Raw genomic sequence first — 20,237 nt, 5'->3', positions numbered from 1 at the left:
CGAAACTGTAACATAAAGGCCTCGTTTCCGCAATCAATTTAGTAACTTCTTAAAAAAAACCTCCATCTTTATCAGATAGAGGTTTTATCATTATTTTATCGTTGCCACGTGCATCACTGCTTGACCTGCGTTTGTTTCCGCGATCGGTAACAGTTCAACGTTGGCTGCTTGGTCCATATTGGTGATAATGACAAGCATCTCAGAAGCTTTGCCTTTAGCCGTCAACTGCGCCAAATCGACTTGGGCAACTTGGGTGGCTGGTGTCACGGCTTGGCCTTCCTCCACCAGGATTTCAAAAGGTGCTCCTTGCAATTCCACGGTGTCGACACCCATGTGTAGCAGAATCTCTAGTCCGCTGGCAGTCTTGATCCCCAATGCATGTTTCGTTGGGAAAATCGTCGTGATCGTTCCTGCTGCTGGTGCAAAGATCGCCCCATTGTCTGGCAAGACGAAATACCCGTCGCCCATCATTTTTTGCGAAAATACCGGATCACTTGACGCGCTGATCGATTTTGTCGTACCTGTTGCTACTGCGTATAAGGGTGTATCGATCGTTGTTGCTGATGAATTTGCTGCCGTTTCCTTTGCAGCCGTTTCACTCGTTTCTTTTGGTTGCGGTTGCACAGTGACGGTTGCAGCTGGTTTTGCCTCCTCTGCCTCAATCCCTTTGACTGCTTCTAAGCGATCTTTAGGAATCCCAAAGAAGTAGGTGGCAACGAAGCCGCCAGCATAGCCTGCTAACAAGCCGAAAATATAGCCCATCCAACGGCCGTTGGCAATCAATGGAATCAAAGCTAGCCCTGATGGTCCAATCGCCGTTGCGCCGATATTTGTCAAAGCGCCAATGACCGCACCACCGATCCCACCACCAATACAAGCAGTGATAAATGGTCGACCTAATGGCAATGTCACTCCGTAGATCAATGGTTCGCCGATACCTAAGATCCCAACTGGCAATGCACCTTTGATCATTTCAGAAAGCTCTTTGTCTTTACGTAGTCGTACCCATAAGGCGAAAGCTGCTCCGACTTGACCGGCACCAGCCATGGCTAAAATCGGTAATAATTGCGTGCTGCCTGTTGCTTCGATCATTTGGATGTGGATCGGGGTCAAAATTTGATGCAAACCAAACATGACCATTGGTAGGAAGGCCGCCCCTAAGACAAACCCAGAAAACGCACCGCCCACATTCAAGACCCAAGTGATTGAACCGACTAAGCTGTCAGAGATCAGACCTGCCAATGGCATGATCAAGAAAATCTCCGTCAAACCGATGATCAACAAACACAACGTCGGAGTCACGATAATATCGATCGCTTCAGGAATCACTCGATGCAGCACTGCCTCTAATTTCGCCAAAAGCCATACAGCGAAGATCACACCGATGATCCCTCCTTGGTTGGCAGCTAAAGCTTCGCCGGTGAACAAGTTTTGGATCGGGGCTTCTGGGTTCATACCGGTCAGCAAGATGATCGAACCGATCACTCCACCAAGGGTTGGATTGGCTTTAAAGACCTGCGCAGCATTGACCCCAGTAAAGATTGCTAAATAGGTGAACATCCCATTTCTTAGGACGTTTAAAATCATGACATAATAATTCCAAGTGTCTCCATCTAAATTTCCAGCAGTGATCATGTTGGTCAGAACGGAGGCGATCCCTGCAACGAGTCCTGCACCAACGAAGGCTGGAATCATTGGAACAAAGATATTTGAAATGTCTTTCAGCAGCGACTTCAATGGTGATGATTTTTGTTTGGCTTTTTGGGCTGCTTTCATCTCTGCCGTTTTTTCTGATAACGCCTCTTTGCCTGATTTTTGCTGCGGGATCTCTTGCCCTAAATCAACACCGGCTTTTGCCACCATTGCGTTGGCTACTTTGTTGACTTTCCCTGGTCCGATAATGACTTGCAGCTGCTCGTCATTGACGACACCCATCACGCCGGGAATCTCTTTTAACCCTTGTTGATCGACCTTGTCGTGGTCGCGGACGGTCATTCGTACGCGAGTCATACAGTGATTGACTGTTTCTACGTTGTCCATTCCGCCGGCTTCTTGAAAAATCTTCTCCGCTAACTCTTCTACCGTCAGTGTTTCTTTTGCCATTACTTTTCTCCTCCTAACGCCGTTTTGACAAACCCTTGTGCCGTGGCAAGTTTTGCTTGTGCTTCGTCTTTCGTGCTATCCGTCAACAGCATCACGATCGCCAATTTGACATTCTGATCTGCTTCTTCAAATGCTGCAGCGGCTGTTTCATAATCAGCTTCAGTTGCCTGCATGATGATCCGTTTTGAGCGTTCCACCAATTTTTCGTTGGTCGCTTTCACGTCGACCATCAAATTATTGTAGACTTTACCGATCCCTACCATCGATAACGTCGAGATCATATTCAAAATCAATTTTTGGGCAGTTCCTGATTTCAAACGAGTCGAACCCGTCAGAAACTCTGGGCCACAATCGACTTCAATTGGAAAGCTGGCATGTTGAGAGATCTCCGCATCTTTGTTACAAGCGATCGTAGCCGTTGTGGCACCAAGCTCATTGGCGTAATCAAGAGCCCCAATCACGTAAGGCGTTCTACCACTGGCAGCGATCCCGATCACCATGTCATTTGGGTTCAACTTCAGATCGACAAGGTCTTGTTTCCCTAGCGTTAAGGAGTCTTCTGCTCCTTCGACAGCGACCGTCATCGCTTCTTCACCACCGGCGATCAGACCAACCACCATCTCTGGTGATACCCCAAAGGTTGGGACACATTCGGCCGCATCCAAGACGCCTAATCGACCACTTGTCCCAGCGCCAAGATAAATCAAGCGTCCGCCTTTTTTAAAAGCAGCGATAGTTTGTTCAATCACTTTTTCAATACTAGGAATTTCTTTTTCCACTGCATAGGCAACTTTTTGATCTTCTTGGTTCATTTTTTGGCACGCTTCTAAAATCGTCATTTCATCTAAATTGCTCGTTTCGCTATTGCGTCGCTCAGTCGTTAATTTGTCTAAATTGATTTTATTCATTGGAATCATCTCTTTCTAATTTAAATCGCATCCCTGCTTTGATTTGTTGGATCAAAGGCAGATCGGCTGGTATCACCTGAGCGGCGAGGTTGACTTTGGGGTCTGCAGGCAATGGTCGTTTGCACACTTGAATCTCTCCCATATAACGCAAGTACTCTTGGTTATCGATCGTCACAGCACCCATTGGCCGCTCTTGACTAAGTTCAGGTTTGACTTCTGGAATGGCATTGAAACGGGCATCGGCGCTACGCAAGACATCTCGAGCTTCATCGTAACGATTCTGGTGATCCCCTAGTACGTGTTCAAAGTAAGTAGAACCAAGATCTTTGACCCGCAAAACGATCCGCGCTTCTTGCAGATACGTCGCAAACTGCTGCGCACTTTTTGCAGAAACCATCCCATCGCCAATGTAAACAGCATCAACTGAGCCAGTAGCCAACAAGTCGATTGCTGCGGCAAAAGGCGACCAGTTGCGGTGTCTTTCCAGTGTGGGTAATCCTTGAAATAACGGTCCGCGTTTCTTGGCATCTCCTGGAACAAAGGCTTGGACGAAAAAGCCTTGTGCTTTCAACCAGCGGTTCTTCTCCTGAAACCAGTCAGCATCCAGTCCTGTTTCTGGTCGGGGGTAATAATTGTGCCAAGCTTCCAAACGAGTAAAATCAGCTCCATACGTCTGCAGCTCTCGAATGTCTTTTTCCGTTAATGTACTGGCATTCAAACTAATGGTCATTTCTTTTGAAAAAGCAGCGATTTGTTGATTGTCGATGGCATAGTCCATTCGTAAACCAGTGACACCGATCTCCCTTAGTTCCGCCAGATTGTCGATGGAAAAGCCCGCTTCTGCTAAGGCGTTTCCAGAAATATCTACCATTAAAGACAGCTGATGGTCTTTTGCGAAACCTCCCAAGTCCGTCAGACGCTGCCGATAGGTACTGCGATCGTCTTCTGGTATGTGCATGGAGGTGAAAATCCCTTTAAAGCCTGATGCCATCGCAGTCATCTGCTCAAGTTCTGCTGCCGTCAAGTCTTCGTTCATAAATACAGAAAAGCCGAACATCTCTTTGCCTCCTTGGTGAGTCACTATCGTGATACCGTTTTCTATAAAAGCATTATAACTGATTCCCTTCCTGTTCGCAACTATATTTCATAATTAAATCATCAATATAGAAATATCGTTTCATTTAATAAGAAAGCTTTACCGTTTAAACTTTCTTATGCCCTTCTTTCTGCACTTGTGGTACACTTTATTAGGAACGAAACTTGCTTTCGTCATTTTTACATAGTAGGAGGAATCACATCATCAATGATTACAATGGATGATATTATTCGCGAAGGCAATCCAACCTTGCGTGAAGTAGCAAAAGAAGTACCATTTCCTTTGAGCGAAGAAGATATCGCACTAGGAAAAGAAATGATGACCTTTTTAGAAAACAGCCAAGACCCAGTCAAGGCAGAAGAACTCGAATTAAGAGGTGGTGTTGGTCTAGCAGCTCCTCAATTAGATATTTCAAAACGAATCACAGCGGTCCTCGTCCCTAGCAGCGACCCAGAAAAAGCAGAACCTGATTTTAAAGATGTTCTTTACAATCCTAAAATTCTAAGTCATTCCGTGCAAGAAGCTTGTTTGGGTGAAGGCGAGGGCTGCCTGTCCGTGGACCGTGAAGTCCCTGGCTACGTGGTACGCCATGCCCGGATCACGATCAGCTATTACGACATCAACGGCAAAAAGAAAAAAGTTCGTTTAAAGAACTATCCTGCGATCGTCGTTCAGCATGAGATCGATCATTTGAACGGGGTCATGTTCTACGATCATATCAATCAACAAAATCCTTTTTCATTGAAAGAAGGCATTTTAGTCATCGACTAACTAAAAAGTCTCTACCGACATTTTGCGGCAGAGACTTTTTTTTCTTCTATATTATTGAGTATCCTCTGGATATCTTCCTTCAAGGTTTTGGCGTTAATTGCCTTTTGCTAGGCTTTCTTGATGATCGGCTTTGATTTTTTCTAATAACGCCGGTTGTTCAAAAAGATCTAACGCGGTCAGCGCTAAAAGTTCAGCCGCGATAGCGATCGATTGCAAGCCTTTTTCACTCTTGGCAGCGGCTTTGAATTCTTCCGAATGACCCGCAATGTAGTCATCTGAAATCGAAACGGTGGGTTGGATCGTCGGGATCACTTGACTGACATTGCCGACATCAGAAGAACCAAGACTTGTTTTGGCTTCCGTATCGATCTCATCGGCAGGTACGCCCGCTTCTTGGGCATGCGCAAAGAAAATCTCATCAAAACTTGGTGTCACGATCACATCATCGACGGAGTTTTGGAACAAGCCGAATTCATAGGTCGCTCCCGTGGCTAAAGCGGCTCCTTTGACGATGTTTTCGACTTTCTCGTAGACATCGTTCAAGGTCGCTCGATTGGCTGCTCGTAAATAAAAACGACCGGCTGCATATTCTGGCACGACATTGGCTGCCACGCCACCATCGGTGATCACACCATGAATATTGACGTCTTTTGGTAAGTGCAGACGCAATCCATTGATCCCGTTAAAGACTTGCAGCAATGCTTCTAACGCGTTGATGCCTTTTTCTGGTGCAGCTGCCGCATGGGAAGCTCGACCATAGAACTTGATATCCACTGGATCATTGGCTAATGACGCTGTCGTTTTGCCATAGCGATGGGCTGGATGGACACAAAGAGCGGCATCGACATCATTGAAGAACCCTTCACGGACAAAACTGCCTTTAGCGGAACCATTTTCCCCACCTTCTTCTCCTGGCGTCCCATAGACTCGAATCTCCCCGCCTAGCTCATCGATGAAAGGTTGCAGGGCACTGGCTGCTAAGACGGAATAAGTCCCGAAGAGATTGTGCCCACAAGCATGACCGATCCCTGGTAACGCATCGTACTCAGCTAAAAAGGCAATCGTTGGGCCCGGTTTTCCACTGACATAGCGGGCATCAAAGCCGGTGCGATGTCCTGCGACATCCTTTTTAACAGCAAAGCCTTCTTTTTCTAATTGGGCGATCAGGGCATCGGCTGAGTAAAACTCATAGTTGCTGACTTCTGGGTGATTATGGATATCTAATGCCAAGGCTTGATAAGCGGCTAAACGCTCTTGGATAAATGGTTTAATCGTTGCTTTTGTAATAGTTGCTGTTGTCATAATCAAATCTCTCCTTTTTCTTACATGGTTTTTTTCAGTGTTTTTATCAAATTACATAGCACTTATTTTGCTCCAAAGGTTTCCCAAGCAGGAACACTTGATCCTTTTGACGTTTCCTCGATGACTTTTTTCGTATCCTCTGTTTGGTAAGCAGCAACCACTTTTTGGTAAACTTCATTGTCTTCATCTTCTTTACGGGCGGCAATGATGTTGACGTAAGGACGGGCCGTTTCATCAACAGGCTCTAAAAAGATTGCATCTTCGGTAGGCACAAATCCTGCATCTACCGCCATGCCGCTATTGATAACAGAAACATCGACATCGGAAAGTGCCCGGGCTGTTTGCGCTGCATCAAGTTCCGAAATTTCTAAATTCAAACGGTTTTCAGTAATATCCGCGACCGTTGGTGTTTGTCCGGCTGCTTCATCCACTTTGATCAATCCAGCTGATTGTAACAAGAGCAATGCCCGACCACCATTGGTCACATCATTCGGGATCGCAACTTTAGCTCCTTCAGCCAAGTCGTTGACATCCGTCACTTTGTCGGAATAAATGCCTAATGGCGCGTTGACTGTATTGCCGATCGATACGAGATCGGTACCAAATTCTTTATTATAATTGTCCAAGAAAAATTGGTGTTGGAATGAATTGAGGTCAATGGAACCATCAGCTAAGGCTGCGTTGGGTTGATTGTAATCAGAGAATTGGACATATTCTAAATTGATGCCTTCGTCTTTCAAACGATCTTTGACATCATCCCAGACATCGGTGTCCGCGCCAATCACTCCTAATTTCACAGTGACTTCTTCTTGGTCAGTGGCTGCGGCACTGCCATTGTTTCCGCATCCGGTAATAAATAATAATGCTGCCCCTAAGACGATTGATTGTACGATTTTTTTCATTTTTTCTTCCTCCATAGACTTGCTTGTTTTTTTATTTGTACGTAAGTGGTGGTCAGTGTGATACTCGTTTAATGAGTAGGTTGCTGACAAATTGACTGATAAAAACGAATACTAAGATGATCAAGGTCGCCATGATCGTGACATCGGTCTGGAATCGGTTGTACCCGCGGGTGATGGCTAAGTTACCTAAACCGCCAGCGCCAACTGCTCCTGCCATGGCGGTCAATCCGATCACATTGATCACGGTCAATGCAGAGACCCGAATGATTCCCGCCACGCCTTCTGGCAAATAGACCCGAAAAATGATGCCGAAAGGACTGGTGCCCATCGCTTCGGCTGCTTCCACGACACCGGGGTCAACTTCTAGCAAGGCAATCTCGATCTGCCGAGCAAAGAAAGGAATGATCCCAGCAATCAGAGGAACCAATGCTGCTGTTTCGCCGATCGTCGTTCCCACAAGAAATCGGGTAAAGGTTCCTAGCAACGTCAATAAGATAATAAAAGGGATCGAGCGGACCACATTGATGACCTTATCGAGAAATTCAAAGAGTGGTCGATTTTCTAAAATTCCACTCGGTCGAGTCACTACCAGGACGATCCCTAACAAGATGCCTAAGATGCCCGCGATCAAGGAGGTCCAAAAAACCATATACAAGGTTTGGATCGTTGCTGCGACAAATTCATCTTGGATCGCAACAACATTGGGAAAATATCTTTCTAATAAGGCAGCCATCTAAAATCCTCCTTTAATCACATTGTTTAATGGTTCTGCATGATTTTCTTTTAAAATATTGGTGTACACTCCTTGAGACTTCAAATATTCTAAGGCATGTTTGCGCTGTTGGTACTCTCCGGATAAGCTAACGACCAAGCTGCCGATCGGCACTTCTTGCAAGATCTCCACGTTGCCGTAAAGAATATTGGTGGTCACTTTGTAGCGACTGTACAATTGGGCGATCAGTGGTTCATTGGTTTGATCCCCCACGTAGGACAGCTCCACCAGCCATTCATTCGGTGCCAAGGAAGAAAACTTCGAACTGCCGAGGATCGTTTCTAAGGCTTGGTCGATGTGCGTCGCCGTTCGGATGAAATCTTTGGTCAATGGTTTTTCTGGTTGGCTAAAAATCTGAACGCTCGAACCTTGCTCAATAACTTCACCGTCTTCCATCACTGCCACTTTGTTGCAGATTTCTTTGACAACTTGCATTTCATGGGTAATGATCACGATGGTCAAACCGAGAGTCCGATTTAATTTTTTCAACAAAGCCAATATCTGTAAGGTCGTTTTCGGATCAAGGGCGCTAGTTGCCTCATCACACAGCAAGATCTCTGGATCATTTGCCAAAGCTCTGGCAATGGCGACCCGCTGTTTTTGTCCTCCAGATAGTTGGCTAGGAAACGCTTGGGCTTTTTCTTCCAATCCAACAAGCGCCAGCAGCTCGGTTACTTTTTGATGACGTTCCTGTTTGGACCGTCCCCCATATTTCAAGGAAAAATCCACGTTATCAAAAACATTGCGGCTGTCCATCAAGTTGAAGTGCTGAAAGATCATTCCGATCGTTTTCCGTTTTTCTCGCAGGTCTTTCGCAGAAAGTGTGGTCAGCTCCGTGCCGTTGACGACGACGCTGCCGCTGCTTGGGCGCTGCAATAAGTTGATCACACGGACGAGTGTACTTTTCCCGGCGCCTGAGTAACCCACGATGCCGTACACGTCCCCTTTGTCGATCTCGATCGATACGTTTTTGACCGCTTGGATCGCGGGTTTCTTTGATTGATTGAATGTTACTGATATATCTTTTAATGAAATCATCGTCTTCCCCCTAGTTCTTGTCTTTTTCAATAAAAAAAGGCATCCTCAAACAAGTCACCTGTGACTTGTTTGAGGACGCCTTTTTGCGTGTTACCACCTCAGTTTAAGCTGTACTCGCATACAGCTCCTTTTCGAGTACGATCATACTCTAGCCAGATAACGGTCGCTACCGTCGTCGCCTTGCAAACTACTGCTCGGAACGAATCACTCCTTGGCCATTTTCTAAAAGTCGTTTGATGCTTCTTTTCAGCTACCGAAGCTCTCTGTTGAAAAAACGTGCTTTTGTACTTACCAATTCTTCGTGTGTGGTGCTATTTGATTTTTGTGTATAAAAAAAGTCCTTTTACCAGCGTTTGCTAGTAAAAGGACGAATACTCGTGTTACCACCTTTTGTTTAGAAGGTTTCCCTTCCCTCAACCCAACGTCTAGCCGTGCTAGAGATTGGTGCACTTTGTAACGGTAGTGCGCATCCGTGATTGCCTACTTATCGACAATCAATCCTCCAAGGCCATTTTTCATCGCTTCTGACTTGACTCTTTCCACCAACCAGAGTCTCTCTTTAAAGTATCCGCGGTTACTTTCCTTCTCAACAGATTCATTATTCTTGTTGAGTTGTACTTTACTGGAAAATGAACGCCTTGTCAACAAAAAATCACAATTTTTTCATCTAAGTGTTCCCCAAGACTGCCGATAGCGTCCTTGCCAGAATGGTTTACGCCTCAATTTTGATAGAGCATGCCTTTTTCTGCTAACTGTTGTTTGGCTTTTTCCAGAGCCGCAGGATCGGTGTAACGCAACGTATGCAAGTGTACCCCATTGGTTAAATCTGAGAGCAAGCGGGCTTCTGCATGTTTGGTTTTGTTGATGAAATCAGTCACGTCTTGGTCTGTTTGAATCTGCAAATTGCCAGTGATCTCTCCATAGATTTCATGTTCAACGATGACATCGACCACTTCCACGCCACAAGCGACAAAAATCCGCAATTCTTCTTCGGTTTGTTCAGGCCGATGCTGCACCGCTAGCTTGCTGACATGCCCCGCCTCATTCAACAGTGCTTGCAGTCGATAGCCGCGAGCAGTGGCCGCGATCGCTTCACCGGCTGCTCGCAGCAAGGCAATGTCCCCAACGATGATTTGGCGACTGACTCCTAGTGATTCTGCCAGTTTGCTGGCACTGATCGCTTTGTCCGCTTGCTTCAATGCCGCTAAAATCGTTTCTCGACGTGTTGCTCCATCCATACTCATTCCTCCAATTGATTCTCTTGATAGGTTTTTGAGTGTTTCATAATTGATTGAAACATGGCTAAAATCGTTTCCTCATAGGCTTGATTTGAAATCGCCTGCCGAATATTTTCCAGCACTTTCTCTTCACGATTTTCATCTAAAACCGGCAACTGACTACTTTTCTTCAATTGCACGATTTCATTAACTGTACTCATGCGTTTTTCTAAAAGATGCGTGAGCTGCCAATCAATGTCATCGATCGCCGCTCGCTGAACAGCCAAAGGATCTTGCTGGTTGTTTTCTTCTTCCAAGTCGATCGTCTTGATGACCCGTGCCGGATTTCCCGCCAGCACAACATTGTCTGGGAATGATTTGGTAACGACACTGCCAGCCCCCACCACGACATTGTTACCTAAGCGCACCCCCGGCAAAATCGTGGCCGCGCCACCGATCCACGCGTTATCGCCAATCACGATCGGCGCCCCTAATTCTAAGCCGCTGTTTCGTTTGACCGGATGTAATGGATGAGTCGCCGTAAACAACCGAACATTGGGTGCCAGCATACAATTGTCGCCAAAGGTAATTGGACAAACGTCTAATAATACACAGTCGTAGTTAGCATAGAAGTTTTTGCCGACAGAAATATTGTAGCCATAATCAAAGCGGACATTCGGTTCGATATAGATTCGACCAGTCACAGAGCCGAAAGTTTCTTTTAGTAACTGCTCTTTGATTTTTGCATCAGTTTCTTGGTTGATCAGGTTCATTTGTTCACGGGCATATTTCCGGTCTGCCACCAATTCTGGATCTGGGGAAAAATACAATTCGCCAGCAATCATTTTCTCTTTTTCGGTACGTTGTGTCATATCATAAACTCCTTCATTCAATTTTCTGGAAAAACGTTTCGGCTGCTGCTGTCAACATGCCATATTCATTCGGGATCGCCAATGGTTCCTTATTGATGACCAACACCTGCTTGCTGTAATCGACTAGCCCTGCAAAAGGATAGACTTGCAGCGAAGTCCCCACGACCACCGTCAGGTCGGCTTGAGCAACGGCCTGAATGGCTCCTTCAATGGTTTCATCCGTAAATCCTTCCCCATAAAGCACGATCGCCGGCCGAATCTGACCGTCACATCCTGCATGGTGCCAATCCTGCAAATACGCTTGCCAAGGTACCGGATTACCGCATTTTCGGCAATAACAGTTGTACAAGGAGCCGTGAAAATCGATTCTTTGGTGACTCCCCGCTTTTTCATGCAGTCCATCGATGTTTTGTGAAACGACCCAAACTGTTTTTTTCGTTTGCAGCGCAGCCATTTTTTGATGAATGATGTTCGGCTGGGCCTGAGGATGGTAGAGGTGCTTGACGAACTGATAAAATGTTTCCGGTTCGTTTTCTAAACAGTCATGGCTTAACAAATACTCTGGCTGGGCCAGTCCTTGATAGACCCCTTTTAAGGAACGGTAATCAGGAATGCCCGATGGGGTTGAAACACCGGCACCCGTCAAAAAGGTCACGGATGATGCGGCGGTGACCGTTGCGATTGCTTGCTCAATAGATACCTTCATCGTTCTAACTTCCTTTATGGCTTTTCTCTTATTCTAACCGAAAAAGAACCGTTTTTGCGAAAAATCAGCCATTTTCTTTTTTAAAAGCAACTAATGCTTTTTCTTGCGGAATTGCTTATAATAAATGCAATAAATACAAGAAGAATGGGAAAACCAAATGAAAATTTTGATTATCGAAGACAACAATGAGATCAGCGAAATGTTGGCTACTATTTTAGCAGCTGACTATACCGTCCAGCAAGCCTATTCAGGCACGGAAGGTCTGCTGCTTTTTCAGCAAGATGCTTTCGACTTGATTTTGCTAGATCGAATGCTCCCCGGTAAAGATGGGACACAAGTCTTGCAAGAGATTCGCCAAATCTCCACGGTCCCCGTCATTATCTTGACTGCCTTAGATGAACCAGCTGATGTTTCCACCCTTTTGCTGGCGGGGGCCAATGATTACTTGACCAAACCCTTCAATGTCGAAGAATTAAAGGCACGTATCATTGTTCAATTGCGAACAAATAAACAACCCCCTCCAGTTGCCAGCAGCCACTCGTATAAAAACATTCAACTGTTGCCTGACTCGTTTCAGCTGCAACGAGGAGAGGCAACGGTTCAGTTAAAGAAAAAGGAGTTTGAGATTTTTTCCCTGCTCTTAGCGAACCCCAAAAAAGTTTATACCAAAGAAATGCTCTATGAAGCTGTTTGGCAAGAACCTTACTACGGTGAAGAAAACACGATCAATGTCCATATCAGCCATTTACGCAGCAAAATCAAAACACTCGATCCAGATGAAGCGTATATCGATACTGTCTGGGGCATCGGCGTCAAGCTAGCTTAAAAAGGAGGAACCTCATGCATATACTTCAGTTTTTCGCCGCTCTGATCGTTGTATTATTGTTGGGCTATTGGTTTTTCTTACTTTATGATCTAAAAAAGTACCACCAGCAATTAACAAGAATCAGCGAAATCGAAACAAATCAAGAGATCCATTTGCAGACCCGCGTCCCCGCTTTAAAAGCGATCGCCTTGTTAAACAATCAGATACTTAGAATAAATAAGCAGCAACACTATCAAATGCTGCAAGAAAACCAGCAGTTGGAACAAGCCATTCAAAATATCTCTCACGACTTACGCACACCTTTGACGGTCGCCAGCGGTTACACACAACTGCTGCAAGCCGATGCGACCCTCACCCCGCAACAGCTACAGCTGCTGGATAAAGTCAGCAGCAACCTAGAAAAAGTCGAAAATCATCTGGAACAGTTGTTGACCTATCAGCGTCTCAAAGACAATCAGCTCGCTTTGACTTTGGAAGAATTCAATCTTTCTCGTTTATTGGAAGAAGAACTGCTCCAGCTTTATCCTTCTTTTGAGGAAAACCATTTATCACTGACGGTTGCGATCCAACCCAACATCATGATCATTTCAGATAAAAAAAGCTGGCAACGAATTTTCCAAAATGTCCTTGGTAACCTGCTGGAACATGGCAGTGAAACGGGGACGATCCGCTTGAATCAGCAAGGAAATCGCATCGTTTTCCAACAGGAAAATCAGCTGAGATCACCGATCCAGCACCCAGAAAAATTGACCCACCGCTTTTATACCGAAGACCTTTCACGGCATAAACAGCAAGCCGGACTTGGTCTGTATATCATCGCGGCATTGACTAATGCATTAGACGGCAAGATCCAATTGGATACAACCGAAGAGACGTTTCGTTTGACCCTTTTTTGGCAGCAGTCCGTTGAACCCCACTAACTCATGGCTATACACAAAAAACACCCAATCGCTCGACCTTCACTAGTCGATACGGTTGGGCGTTTTTCTGCTCTTACAATTCTTGTCTCTTAAACACCAGATGCGCAGCCAAGAGGCAAAGCAATAAACTGATCAGGCTCCCAAGAAAAATGGGTTGGACTGTTTCCCATGTTTGGAAAGTAGTCATGGTCACCATCTCTAACCCGCCTTGAAAGTCCAAGTATTCTAAAAACTTCCAGTTGGGTAAAGAGATTCGGGCAATCGCAAAGGCCATCGGAATAAAAATCGTCGCCAACACGCTGACCGCTGTATTTTTGGTCAAATACAAAACTAGCACTGCAAAAGAGGAAGTCGCTAATAAAATCAGTACAAAACTAACGAAATAATACAACAAGTTTTCTATCTGTGAAAGGTCATTATAACCAATCCCCCCAATAACCGTTCCCGCTACAAAGCTCACCAAACAAATCGCGACGATCTGTAAGACCAGCACCAAAGTATAAACCAAGAATTTCCCAAAAAGATAAGCGGGTTTGGAGACACCAACGGTAATGATATTCTTCATCGTCCCTTTCGTGTACTCACTGCCTAAGACCTGCATCACCAATGGCAAGGAGTAATACAGCAACATGGAAGACAAACTGGTCTGGATCGCCAGAAAGCCAGTCATTTCCGTAAGTCTGCCTGCTGTTTGCGTACTATCCCCAAGAGTGACCCCTACACTACCATTGGAAACAACGGATAAAATCACCAACAATAAAATAATTCCTTCTGTGATCCAAAAACTTTTACTTCTTGATAAACGATACAAATCGGCTCGAATAAAATTCAACATCTTAATTTCCCCCTTCACTTGTTACTAACTCTTTGAAATACGACTCTAGATTTTCCCCTTCAAAAGAAATCCGGTCGATAGCGATCCCTTCATAAACCAGCTGACGGACCAGGTCACGAATCAACACATTCTCTTGATAAATATGAATTTTGTGGTCACTGACGACTTTATATTCGGAAATCAGCTGACTCTCTAGCAAGCGGCTAGCTGTGGCTACATCATCCACTTCTAATTGAATAAACCGTTTCGCCATCAGATCGAATTCGTGTTTGGTCATCTCTTTGATCAGACGCCCCTCACTAATGACCCCAAAACGTGTAGCCACTAGGTACAGCTCTTCTAAAATATGACTGGAAATCAAAATCGTCATGCCGCGTTCTTGATTCAATCGTAAAAGCAGCTCCCGAAACTCAACGATCGCTACAGGATCCAGGCCATTGATCGGCTCATCTAGTATTAGAAAATCCGGTTGGTTCAATAAAGCGATGGCTAAGCCTAGCTTTTGTTTCATACCCAAAGAAAAATCACGGTATTTCTTGTGGCCAACATTGGTCAATCCGACAAACGCCAATGCTTTACTGACCGCCTCAGGTTCCACCACCCCGCTGATTTTGCAATAATAGTTCAAATTTTGTTCAGCGGTCAATTGGTCGTAAGCGACTGGGGTCTCAATCACATTACCGACCCGTTTCAGCATCTGAGTGTACGCTTTGCCGCCATCAACATCAAACAACTGCAGACTGCCACTAGTTGGTTGGATCAACTGAACGATCGCTTTTAATAGGGTCGTCTTCCCAGCACCATTTCTCCCCACCAATCCATAAATATCTCCCTTAGCGATCGTTAGATCGACATCATGTAGCGCCTGCTGTTTGCCGTAACGTTTGTTTAATCCTTTGATTTTAAGAACATTTTCCATTTTTACTTCCTCCTTGCTTGCTTCTGTGCTCATTCTAGCAAGCAGATCTAAATCAGCTATTAACTAATTATTAATTGATTCTTAACTCGTAGTTTTCTGCAAAAAATAGTTTATTTCTATTATACACAGCTGAAAATGAACCGATCTAGAAAAACCGTCCCTTTTCAGCAAACCAACCAATAGCAGATGATCTTTTCATTACTGCTTTTGCTCTTTGTTTTTTGCCTCACAAAGAAAGAGATTCCTTCATGACAAGGAACAAAAAACGTGGTAAACTAGTCACGAATCAAAGTGAGGTGAAATACATTGGTAGCAGCTATTATTTATTGGGCAATGATCATTATCAGTTTCGGTTGGTTGGCAGTCAGCTTATATTTCTCTATCTTCTATTTAGCACGTAAAGAAAATGGCAATTTATGGGCATTCGGCTTTTTAAATGTCATCACAGCAATCATTCAAGCCATCGTCCTTGTGGTTTACCGTACCTTCGGACAAGATTGGGGCGTTACACAATACTCAAGCCTCATCTATCTAGCACTTGGCTTATTGCTTGCTTTGACAGTCATCCAAGCTGTTTTAGGCCGTGAACCAAAAGCGAAAGTCGCTTAAGGGTTCCAATAGACACTCGTAAAAACGATCCGCTTTCTCTTTGATAAAAATAGGGAAATGGTCGTTTTTTTGTTAAAAAGAATTGACATTTGGGTGCTTTTCTTCTAAACTCTGAGAAGAATCAAATTAAATACGAGTACCCTTTAACATTTAGGTAGAGGTCGCGAGGTTCATTAATCCTGCTGAGTGAAGCAACACGTTTACAGCAGAGCTAGGGAACATCGCCGAAACAAGGTCGGTTTTGCTTGCATCGATTTTGTTGGGCCGCAAATGAACAATTTGCGGACTGTCTTAGCTTGTCTAAGTTGCGCTATGTTTTGTGAAAGGTTTGTCGACGATGACCTGTCAACAGCCGTTTTCCAATCATGGAGTACGGCTGTTTTTTTGCTTTTTCATCCTTACCTGCTTGTCCAACTCGTGAAAGGAAAGAGAAAAAATGAAAAAAAATAATTGGATCTGGGCAGTCTTCGCCCTCTGTCTAACCCTCATTCAGCTGCCCCTAACCGTGCAAGCGGATGACCAAACGCCTGCGGAACAATTCCGTGTCGGTATGGAGGCAGGCTATGCCCCATTTAACTGGACGCAAACGACGGACGCCAATGGTGCCGTGCCGATTTCTGGGGAAGAAGGCTCGGCGTTTGCCGGCGGTTACGATGTCCAGATCGCCAAACGAATCGCTGAAGGCTTAGGCAAAGAATTAGTGATCGTCAAAACCCAATGGGACGGTCTGCCGCCAGCTTTACAAGCGGGGACTATCGATGCTGTGATCGCTGGTATGTCACCAACTGCCGAACGTCGCGAGCAAATTGATTTTACCGATCCTTACTATGAATCAGATTTGGTGGTAGTGGTTCGTAAAGATGGCGAGTTCGCCGATGCCAAAAGCCTCGCTGATCTTTCGGGGGCAAAAATCACTGCCCAGCTGAATACTTTCCATTATACGGTCATAGATCAAATCCCTGAGGTCCAAAAAGAACAAGCCATGCGGGACTTCTCCTCCATGCGCGTTGCTTTAGCTTCGGGTATCATTGACGGCTACGTCAGCGAACGTCCAGAAGGCGTCACTGCCGTCGGGGCAAATCCTGATTTGAAGATGGTCGAGTTCGATGAAGGCGCCGGTTTTGAAACCAATCCAGAAGACGTCCAAGTAGCAGTCGGAATGCGCAAAGGCGATCCCGATGTTGAAAAAGTCAATGAGATTCTTGCAGGAATTTCTGAAGAAGAACGGGTTTCCCTGATGGATCAAGCAGTCTTAGATCAACCTGCAGATGCCAGCGGAGAAACGGCAGATCAAGGTCTGATCGCTGATTTTAAAAAAATCATTGATGATTACGGCATGCTCTTTTTACGAGGCGCTGGCTTGACCTTATTCATCGCGATCCTTTCAACGATCATCGGATTGATTATCGGTCTTTTAGTCGGTATCTTCCGGACATTGCCGCTTTCAGAAAATCCAGTAGGACGTTTCTTCCAACGCATCGTCAATGGTTTACTGACCATCTATATAGAAGTTTTCCGCGGCACCCCAATGATGGTTCAAGCAATGGTTATTTTCTACGGAACTGCTCTAGCCTTTGGTGTCTCCATGAATCGCACGCTGGCAGCCGTGCTGATCGTTTCTATCAATACGGGTGCCTACATGTCTGAAATCGTTCGTGGGGGGATTTTTGCTGTAGATGACGGCCAATTTGAAGCAGCTCAAGCGATCGGAATGACTCATTGGCAAACCATGATCAAAGTCGTGTTGCCGCAAGTAATGCGCAATATTTTACCAGCTACCGGAAATGAGATCATTATCAATATCAAAGATACTGCCGTCTTAAGTGTCATCAGTGTTGCAGACCTCTTCTTCCAAGGTACATCAGCCGCTGGAACGAACTTCCAATACTTCCAAACATTTGCGATCATCGGTGTGATCTACTTAGTCTTGACCATCAGTGCCACCCAGATCTTGCGCTTTGTTGAACGCAAAATGGATGGTCCCAGTGCGTATGTCAAATTAGAAGACATCAACCCGAACGAATAAGGAGGAAGAACATGTCAGCAATCATTGAAATTGACCATTTAAAAAAGAGTTTTGGCGACAACGAAGTCTTAAAAGACATCAGTTTGTCTGTTAATAAAGGAGAAGTTGTCACGATCATCGGTTCTTCTGGTTCAGGAAAATCTACACTTCTTCGCTGCATCAACTTATTAGAAAAACCAACCAGTGGGCAAATCATCTACTTAGGTGAAAATGTGCTGGAAAAAGGCTATGACTTGCCGAAATACCGTACGCATCTAGGAATGGTTTTCCAATCCTTTAACCTATTCAACAATATGAATGTATTAGAAAACTGCGTGACGGGCCAAGTCACTGTTTTGAAACGTGATCGCAAAGAAGCAGAAGCGACTGCCAAAGAAAATCTGGAGCAAGTCGGTATGGCTCAATATGCCAATGCCAAGCCTTCCCAGCTTTCAGGTGGACAAAAACAACGGGTAGCCATTGCCCGTGCCTTATCGATGAATCCAGATGTCATGTTGTTTGATGAGCCGACTTCTGCGCTAGATCCAGAAATGGTCGGTGAAGTGTTGAAGACCATGAATACGTTAGCTCATACTGGCTTGACGATGGTGATCGTTACCCACGAAATGGGCTTTGCCAAAGAAGTGTCTGATCGGGTCATCTTTATGGATCAAGGTGTCATTGCCGAACAAGGGACGCCTGAAGATATCTTTATTCATCCAAAAGAGCAACGCACCAAAGAATTCCTTTCCCGTGTGTTGAATTAATTTTCTGTCTTGAAACACTTAGCGGTCTTCTTCCGAGCTTTTTCGTCCTTTTTCAGTAAGCTTGGAAGAATTCAATGCTAAGTGTTTTTTTATTGCAGGAGGAGGAATTGTCAGAATTTATCAAAAAATCACAAAAAACCATTGCTATTTGTTAGAAACTTTGTTATTTTTTTTAAAACTAAGGAATTATAGGAGCTTTCATTTATGGAAAAAAAGTTACAGTTTAAGGATTACATGTATGTTGGATCAATGCTTTTCGGTCTTTTCTTTGGTGCCGGAAATCTGATTTTCCCCGTTCACATGGGACAAGAAGCTGGCGCGAATGTCGGCTTAGCCAACCTTGGCTTTTTAGTTACAGGGATCGGCTTGCCATTTTTAGGGGTCATTGCTATTGGCGTTTCCCAAAGCAGCGGTGTTTTTGAATTAGCTTCTCGGATCAATCGCCGCTATGCAATGATATTTACGATTTTGCTTTATTTAGTGATTGGGCCATTCTTTGCTCTGCCTCGTTTGGCTACTACTTCTTATGAGATCGGGATCGCTCCCCATGTTTCATCAGACATGCAAACTTGGTTATTGGCGTTGTTCTCTGCCCTATTTTTTGGAGCTGCCTGGTGGTTTTCACGCAAACCTAGCAAAATCTTAGATTATGTAGGGAAGTTTCTAAATCCCTTGTTTCTGGTCTTACTAGGAGTTTTGCTCTTTTTTGCCTTTTGGCAACCACTAGGAACCATCAGCGATGCGCCGATCTATCCTAGCTATCAAAGCGATGCTTTCTTTACTGGTTTCACCAACGGCTACAATACTCTCGATGCGCTGGCATCTTTAGCCTTCGGGATCATCATCGTCTCAACGATTCGCAATATGGGGGTTGAGAAACCTGCGACGGTCGCAAAAGACACGATCCTTTCCGGCTCTGTCAGCATCGTGTTGATGGGGATCATCTATACCTTACTTTCTTATATGGGAACCAAAAGTTTAGGCCAGTTTCCCATCAGCGAAAACGGTGGGATCGCTTTGGCACAAATCGCCAACCATTACCTTGGCACTGTCGGCAGTCTGCTATTGGCGTTGATCGTCATCTCTGCCTGTTTAAAAACCGCCATTGGTTTGATCACGGCCTTTTCCGAAACCTTTGCTGGATTGTTTCCAAAGCAAAGCTACGGATTCTTTATCGCTTTGACAAGTATCTTACCAGCGATCTTCGCTAATGTCGGCTTGACCAATATCATCGAGTTTTCTATTCCAGTCTTGATGTTTATCTATCCACTGGCGATCACTTTGATTTTGTTGGCGATCATCAGTCCATTATTTAACCATCGTGCCAGTGTCTATCGAATGACGACATACTTCACGTTGATCGCTGCAATCATCGACGGCTTAAATGCGAGTCCTGCAGTGATTACCAACAACGCTTTCGTGCAAGGAATCTTGTCTTTTGCGTCAGATTATCTGCCCTTTTTCCAAATCGGGATGGGGTGGGTCGTACCAGCTGCGATCGGATTTTTGATCGGTTTGCTATGGTCGTGGTTCAAAAAAGACCCTGTTTCAGCCTAAATTAGTTAAAAAGATGAAAATAACCTACCTTTTTTTAAAGGGTAGGCTATTTTTTTGATTAAAAAGACTGACAGTTTCGTAAAAAAAAGATACAATAGAGCCACAAAGGAGG

The 20,237-nt window shown here is 44.8% G+C and carries 19 protein-coding genes, 1 riboswitch and 1 other annotated feature; of the genes, 7 read left to right on the top strand and 12 right to left on the bottom strand.

Annotation, left to right across the window (positions count from 1 at the left end):
• Positions 1–90 precede the first annotated feature (90 nt).
• The 3 genes from IGI94_RS01925 to IGI94_RS01915 are packed head-to-tail and all read right to left on the bottom strand — an operon-like array spanning position 91 to position 4,068.
• Complete coding sequence (locus IGI94_RS01925; protein WP_194199310.1) at positions 91–2,103, bottom strand: glucose PTS transporter subunit IIA; 2,013 nt, start codon at positions 2,101–2,103, stop codon at positions 91–93.
• Positions 2,103–3,011, bottom strand: a complete 909-nt coding sequence (gene murQ / locus IGI94_RS01920; RefSeq protein WP_008376205.1) for an N-acetylmuramic acid 6-phosphate etherase — start codon at positions 3,009–3,011, stop codon at positions 2,103–2,105. Before murQ ends, IGI94_RS01925 begins: the two co-directional genes overlap by 1 nt.
• Complete coding sequence (locus tag IGI94_RS01915; protein ID WP_061053670.1) at positions 3,004–4,068, bottom strand: DUF871 domain-containing protein; 1,065 nt, start codon at positions 4,066–4,068, stop codon at positions 3,004–3,006. Before IGI94_RS01915 ends, murQ begins: the two co-directional genes overlap by 8 nt.
• 246 nt (positions 4,069–4,314) lie before the next feature.
• On the opposite strand from IGI94_RS01915, the gene def reads away from it, so the two are divergent.
• Entirely contained in the window at positions 4,315–4,878 is a 564-nt protein-coding gene (gene def, locus IGI94_RS01910) for a peptide deformylase (RefSeq protein WP_008376209.1), read from the top strand.
• A gap of 93 nt (positions 4,879–4,971) precedes the next feature.
• On the opposite strand, the gene IGI94_RS01905 is transcribed toward def, so the two are convergent.
• The 7 genes from IGI94_RS01905 to IGI94_RS01875 all read right to left on the bottom strand — a co-directional run bounded on the left by IGI94_RS01905 (position 4,972) and on the right by IGI94_RS01875 (position 11,687).
• Positions 4,972–6,180, bottom strand: a complete 1,209-nt coding sequence (locus IGI94_RS01905; protein ID WP_005232314.1) for a M20 family metallopeptidase — start codon at positions 6,178–6,180, stop codon at positions 4,972–4,974.
• A gap of 62 nt (positions 6,181–6,242) precedes the next feature.
• On the bottom strand, positions 6,243–7,082 hold the full coding sequence (locus IGI94_RS01900; protein WP_008376213.1) for a MetQ/NlpA family ABC transporter substrate-binding protein: 840 nt from the start codon (positions 7,080–7,082) through the stop codon (positions 6,243–6,245).
• 52 nt (positions 7,083–7,134) lie between these two features.
• Complete coding sequence (locus IGI94_RS01895; protein WP_005232318.1) at positions 7,135–7,815, bottom strand: methionine ABC transporter permease; 681 nt, start codon at positions 7,813–7,815, stop codon at positions 7,135–7,137.
• On the bottom strand, positions 7,816–8,892 hold the full coding sequence (locus IGI94_RS01890) for a methionine ABC transporter ATP-binding protein (protein WP_008376218.1): 1,077 nt from the start codon (positions 8,890–8,892) through the stop codon (positions 7,816–7,818).
• A 360-nt stretch (positions 8,893–9,252) separates the two neighbouring features.
• Positions 9,253–9,491 (bottom strand) — a binding site (T-box leader).
• Between the two features lie 120 nt (positions 9,492–9,611).
• Positions 9,612–10,136, bottom strand: coding sequence for a transcription repressor NadR (locus IGI94_RS01885; protein WP_016611442.1), 525 nt, complete (start codon positions 10,134–10,136; stop codon positions 9,612–9,614).
• On the bottom strand, positions 10,133–10,981 hold the full coding sequence (locus tag IGI94_RS01880; protein ID WP_042890165.1) for a chorismate mutase: 849 nt from the start codon (positions 10,979–10,981) through the stop codon (positions 10,133–10,135). The genes IGI94_RS01885 and IGI94_RS01880 overlap by 4 nt, the downstream gene beginning before the upstream one ends.
• Positions 10,982–10,994: 13 nt before the next feature.
• On the bottom strand, positions 10,995–11,687 hold the full coding sequence (locus IGI94_RS01875) for an NAD-dependent protein deacylase (protein WP_422705441.1): 693 nt from the start codon (positions 11,685–11,687) through the stop codon (positions 10,995–10,997).
• Positions 11,688–11,844: 157 nt separating this feature from the next.
• Here IGI94_RS01875 and IGI94_RS01870 point away from each other — a divergent pair, with 157 nt between their 5' ends.
• Both IGI94_RS01870 and IGI94_RS01865 read left to right on the top strand, forming a co-directional pair.
• Positions 11,845–12,513 (top strand): response regulator transcription factor, encoded by a 669-nt coding sequence (locus IGI94_RS01870; protein WP_438899357.1) that lies wholly within the window; start codon positions 11,845–11,847, stop codon positions 12,511–12,513.
• 14 nt (positions 12,514–12,527) lie between these two features.
• On the top strand, positions 12,528–13,433 hold the full coding sequence (locus IGI94_RS01865; RefSeq protein WP_438899356.1) for a sensor histidine kinase: 906 nt from the start codon (positions 12,528–12,530) through the stop codon (positions 13,431–13,433).
• Positions 13,434–13,506: 73 nt separating this feature from the next.
• Here the strand turns inward: IGI94_RS01865 and IGI94_RS01860 are convergent, their stop codons facing one another.
• Positions 13,507–14,268: an ABC transporter permease gene (locus IGI94_RS01860; RefSeq protein ID WP_086372555.1), complete on the bottom strand. Its 762-nt coding sequence runs from the start codon at positions 14,266–14,268 to the stop codon at positions 13,507–13,509.
• Position 14,269: 1 nt separating this feature from the next.
• Positions 14,270–15,187 carry an ABC transporter ATP-binding protein gene (locus IGI94_RS01855; protein WP_438899355.1) on the bottom strand — a complete coding sequence of 306 codons (918 nt, stop codon included), beginning with the start codon at positions 15,185–15,187 and terminating at the stop codon, positions 14,270–14,272.
• A 306-nt stretch (positions 15,188–15,493) separates the two neighbouring features.
• Here IGI94_RS01855 and IGI94_RS01850 point away from each other — a divergent pair, with 306 nt between their 5' ends.
• The 4 genes from IGI94_RS01850 (at position 15,494) to brnQ (ending at position 20,125) form a co-directional block, all read left to right on the top strand.
• A complete protein-coding gene (locus IGI94_RS01850; protein WP_005232333.1) occupies positions 15,494–15,796 on the top strand; it encodes a hypothetical protein in 303 nt (100 codons plus the stop codon).
• Between the two features lie 147 nt (positions 15,797–15,943).
• A riboswitch (Lysine riboswitch) is annotated at positions 15,944–16,117 on the top strand.
• Between the two features lie 115 nt (positions 16,118–16,232).
• Entirely contained in the window at positions 16,233–17,822 is a 1,590-nt protein-coding gene (locus IGI94_RS01845; RefSeq protein WP_005232337.1) for an ABC transporter permease subunit, read from the top strand.
• Between the two features lie 11 nt (positions 17,823–17,833).
• Positions 17,834–18,568 carry an amino acid ABC transporter ATP-binding protein gene (locus IGI94_RS01840; protein ID WP_005227196.1) on the top strand — a complete coding sequence of 245 codons (735 nt, stop codon included), beginning with the start codon at positions 17,834–17,836 and terminating at the stop codon, positions 18,566–18,568.
• Between the two features lie 204 nt (positions 18,569–18,772).
• Complete coding sequence (gene brnQ, locus IGI94_RS01835) at positions 18,773–20,125, top strand: branched-chain amino acid transport system II carrier protein (protein WP_008376239.1); 1,353 nt, start codon at positions 18,773–18,775, stop codon at positions 20,123–20,125.
• Positions 20,126–20,237: the final 112 nt, after the last annotated feature.

It is taken from the genome of Enterococcus sp. AZ149, assembly GCF_051714285.1.
GTDB classification, from domain to species: Bacteria; Bacillota; Bacilli; order Lactobacillales; family Enterococcaceae; genus Enterococcus_D; species Enterococcus_D entomosocium.
This window is presented reverse-complemented; position numbering and strand designations above follow the sequence as displayed.

Bases quoted from the DNA above. Each gene is read 5' to 3' on its own strand.
- IGI94_RS01885 (WP_016611442.1), bottom strand. From the start codon at position 10,136: ATGAGTATGGATGGAGCAACACGTCGAGAAACGATTTTAGCGGCATTG.
- IGI94_RS01840 (WP_005227196.1), top strand. From the start codon at position 17,834: ATGTCAGCAATCATTGAAATTGACCATTTAAAAAAGAGTTTTGGCGAC.
- IGI94_RS01855 (WP_438899355.1), bottom strand. From the start codon at position 15,187: ATGGAAAATGTTCTTAAAATCAAAGGATTAAACAAACGTTACGGCAAA.
- IGI94_RS01905 (WP_005232314.1), bottom strand. From the start codon at position 6,180: ATGACAACAGCAACTATTACAAAAGCAACGATTAAACCATTTATCCAA.
- IGI94_RS01870 (WP_438899357.1), top strand. From the start codon at position 11,845: ATGAAAATTTTGATTATCGAAGACAACAATGAGATCAGCGAAATGTTG.
- IGI94_RS01890 (WP_008376218.1), bottom strand. From the start codon at position 8,892: ATGATTTCATTAAAAGATATATCAGTAACATTCAATCAATCAAAGAAA.
- def (WP_008376209.1), top strand. From the start codon at position 4,315: ATGATTACAATGGATGATATTATTCGCGAAGGCAATCCAACCTTGCGT.
- IGI94_RS01845 (WP_005232337.1), top strand. From the start codon at position 16,233: ATGAAAAAAAATAATTGGATCTGGGCAGTCTTCGCCCTCTGTCTAACC.
- IGI94_RS01900 (WP_008376213.1), bottom strand. From the start codon at position 7,082: ATGAAAAAAATCGTACAATCAATCGTCTTAGGGGCAGCATTATTATTT.
- brnQ (WP_008376239.1), top strand. From the start codon at position 18,773: ATGGAAAAAAAGTTACAGTTTAAGGATTACATGTATGTTGGATCAATG.
- IGI94_RS01875 (WP_422705441.1), bottom strand. From the start codon at position 11,687: ATGAAGGTATCTATTGAGCAAGCAATCGCAACGGTCACCGCCGCATCA.
- murQ (WP_008376205.1), bottom strand. From the start codon at position 3,011: ATGAATAAAATCAATTTAGACAAATTAACGACTGAGCGACGCAATAGC.
- IGI94_RS01860 (WP_086372555.1), bottom strand. From the start codon at position 14,268: ATGTTGAATTTTATTCGAGCCGATTTGTATCGTTTATCAAGAAGTAAA.
- IGI94_RS01895 (WP_005232318.1), bottom strand. From the start codon at position 7,815: ATGGCTGCCTTATTAGAAAGATATTTTCCCAATGTTGTTGCGATCCAA.
- IGI94_RS01925 (WP_194199310.1), bottom strand. From the start codon at position 2,103: ATGGCAAAAGAAACACTGACGGTAGAAGAGTTAGCGGAGAAGATTTTT.
- IGI94_RS01865 (WP_438899356.1), top strand. From the start codon at position 12,528: ATGCATATACTTCAGTTTTTCGCCGCTCTGATCGTTGTATTATTGTTG.
- IGI94_RS01915 (WP_061053670.1), bottom strand. From the start codon at position 4,068: ATGTTCGGCTTTTCTGTATTTATGAACGAAGACTTGACGGCAGCAGAA.
- IGI94_RS01880 (WP_042890165.1), bottom strand. From the start codon at position 10,981: ATGACACAACGTACCGAAAAAGAGAAAATGATTGCTGGCGAATTGTAT.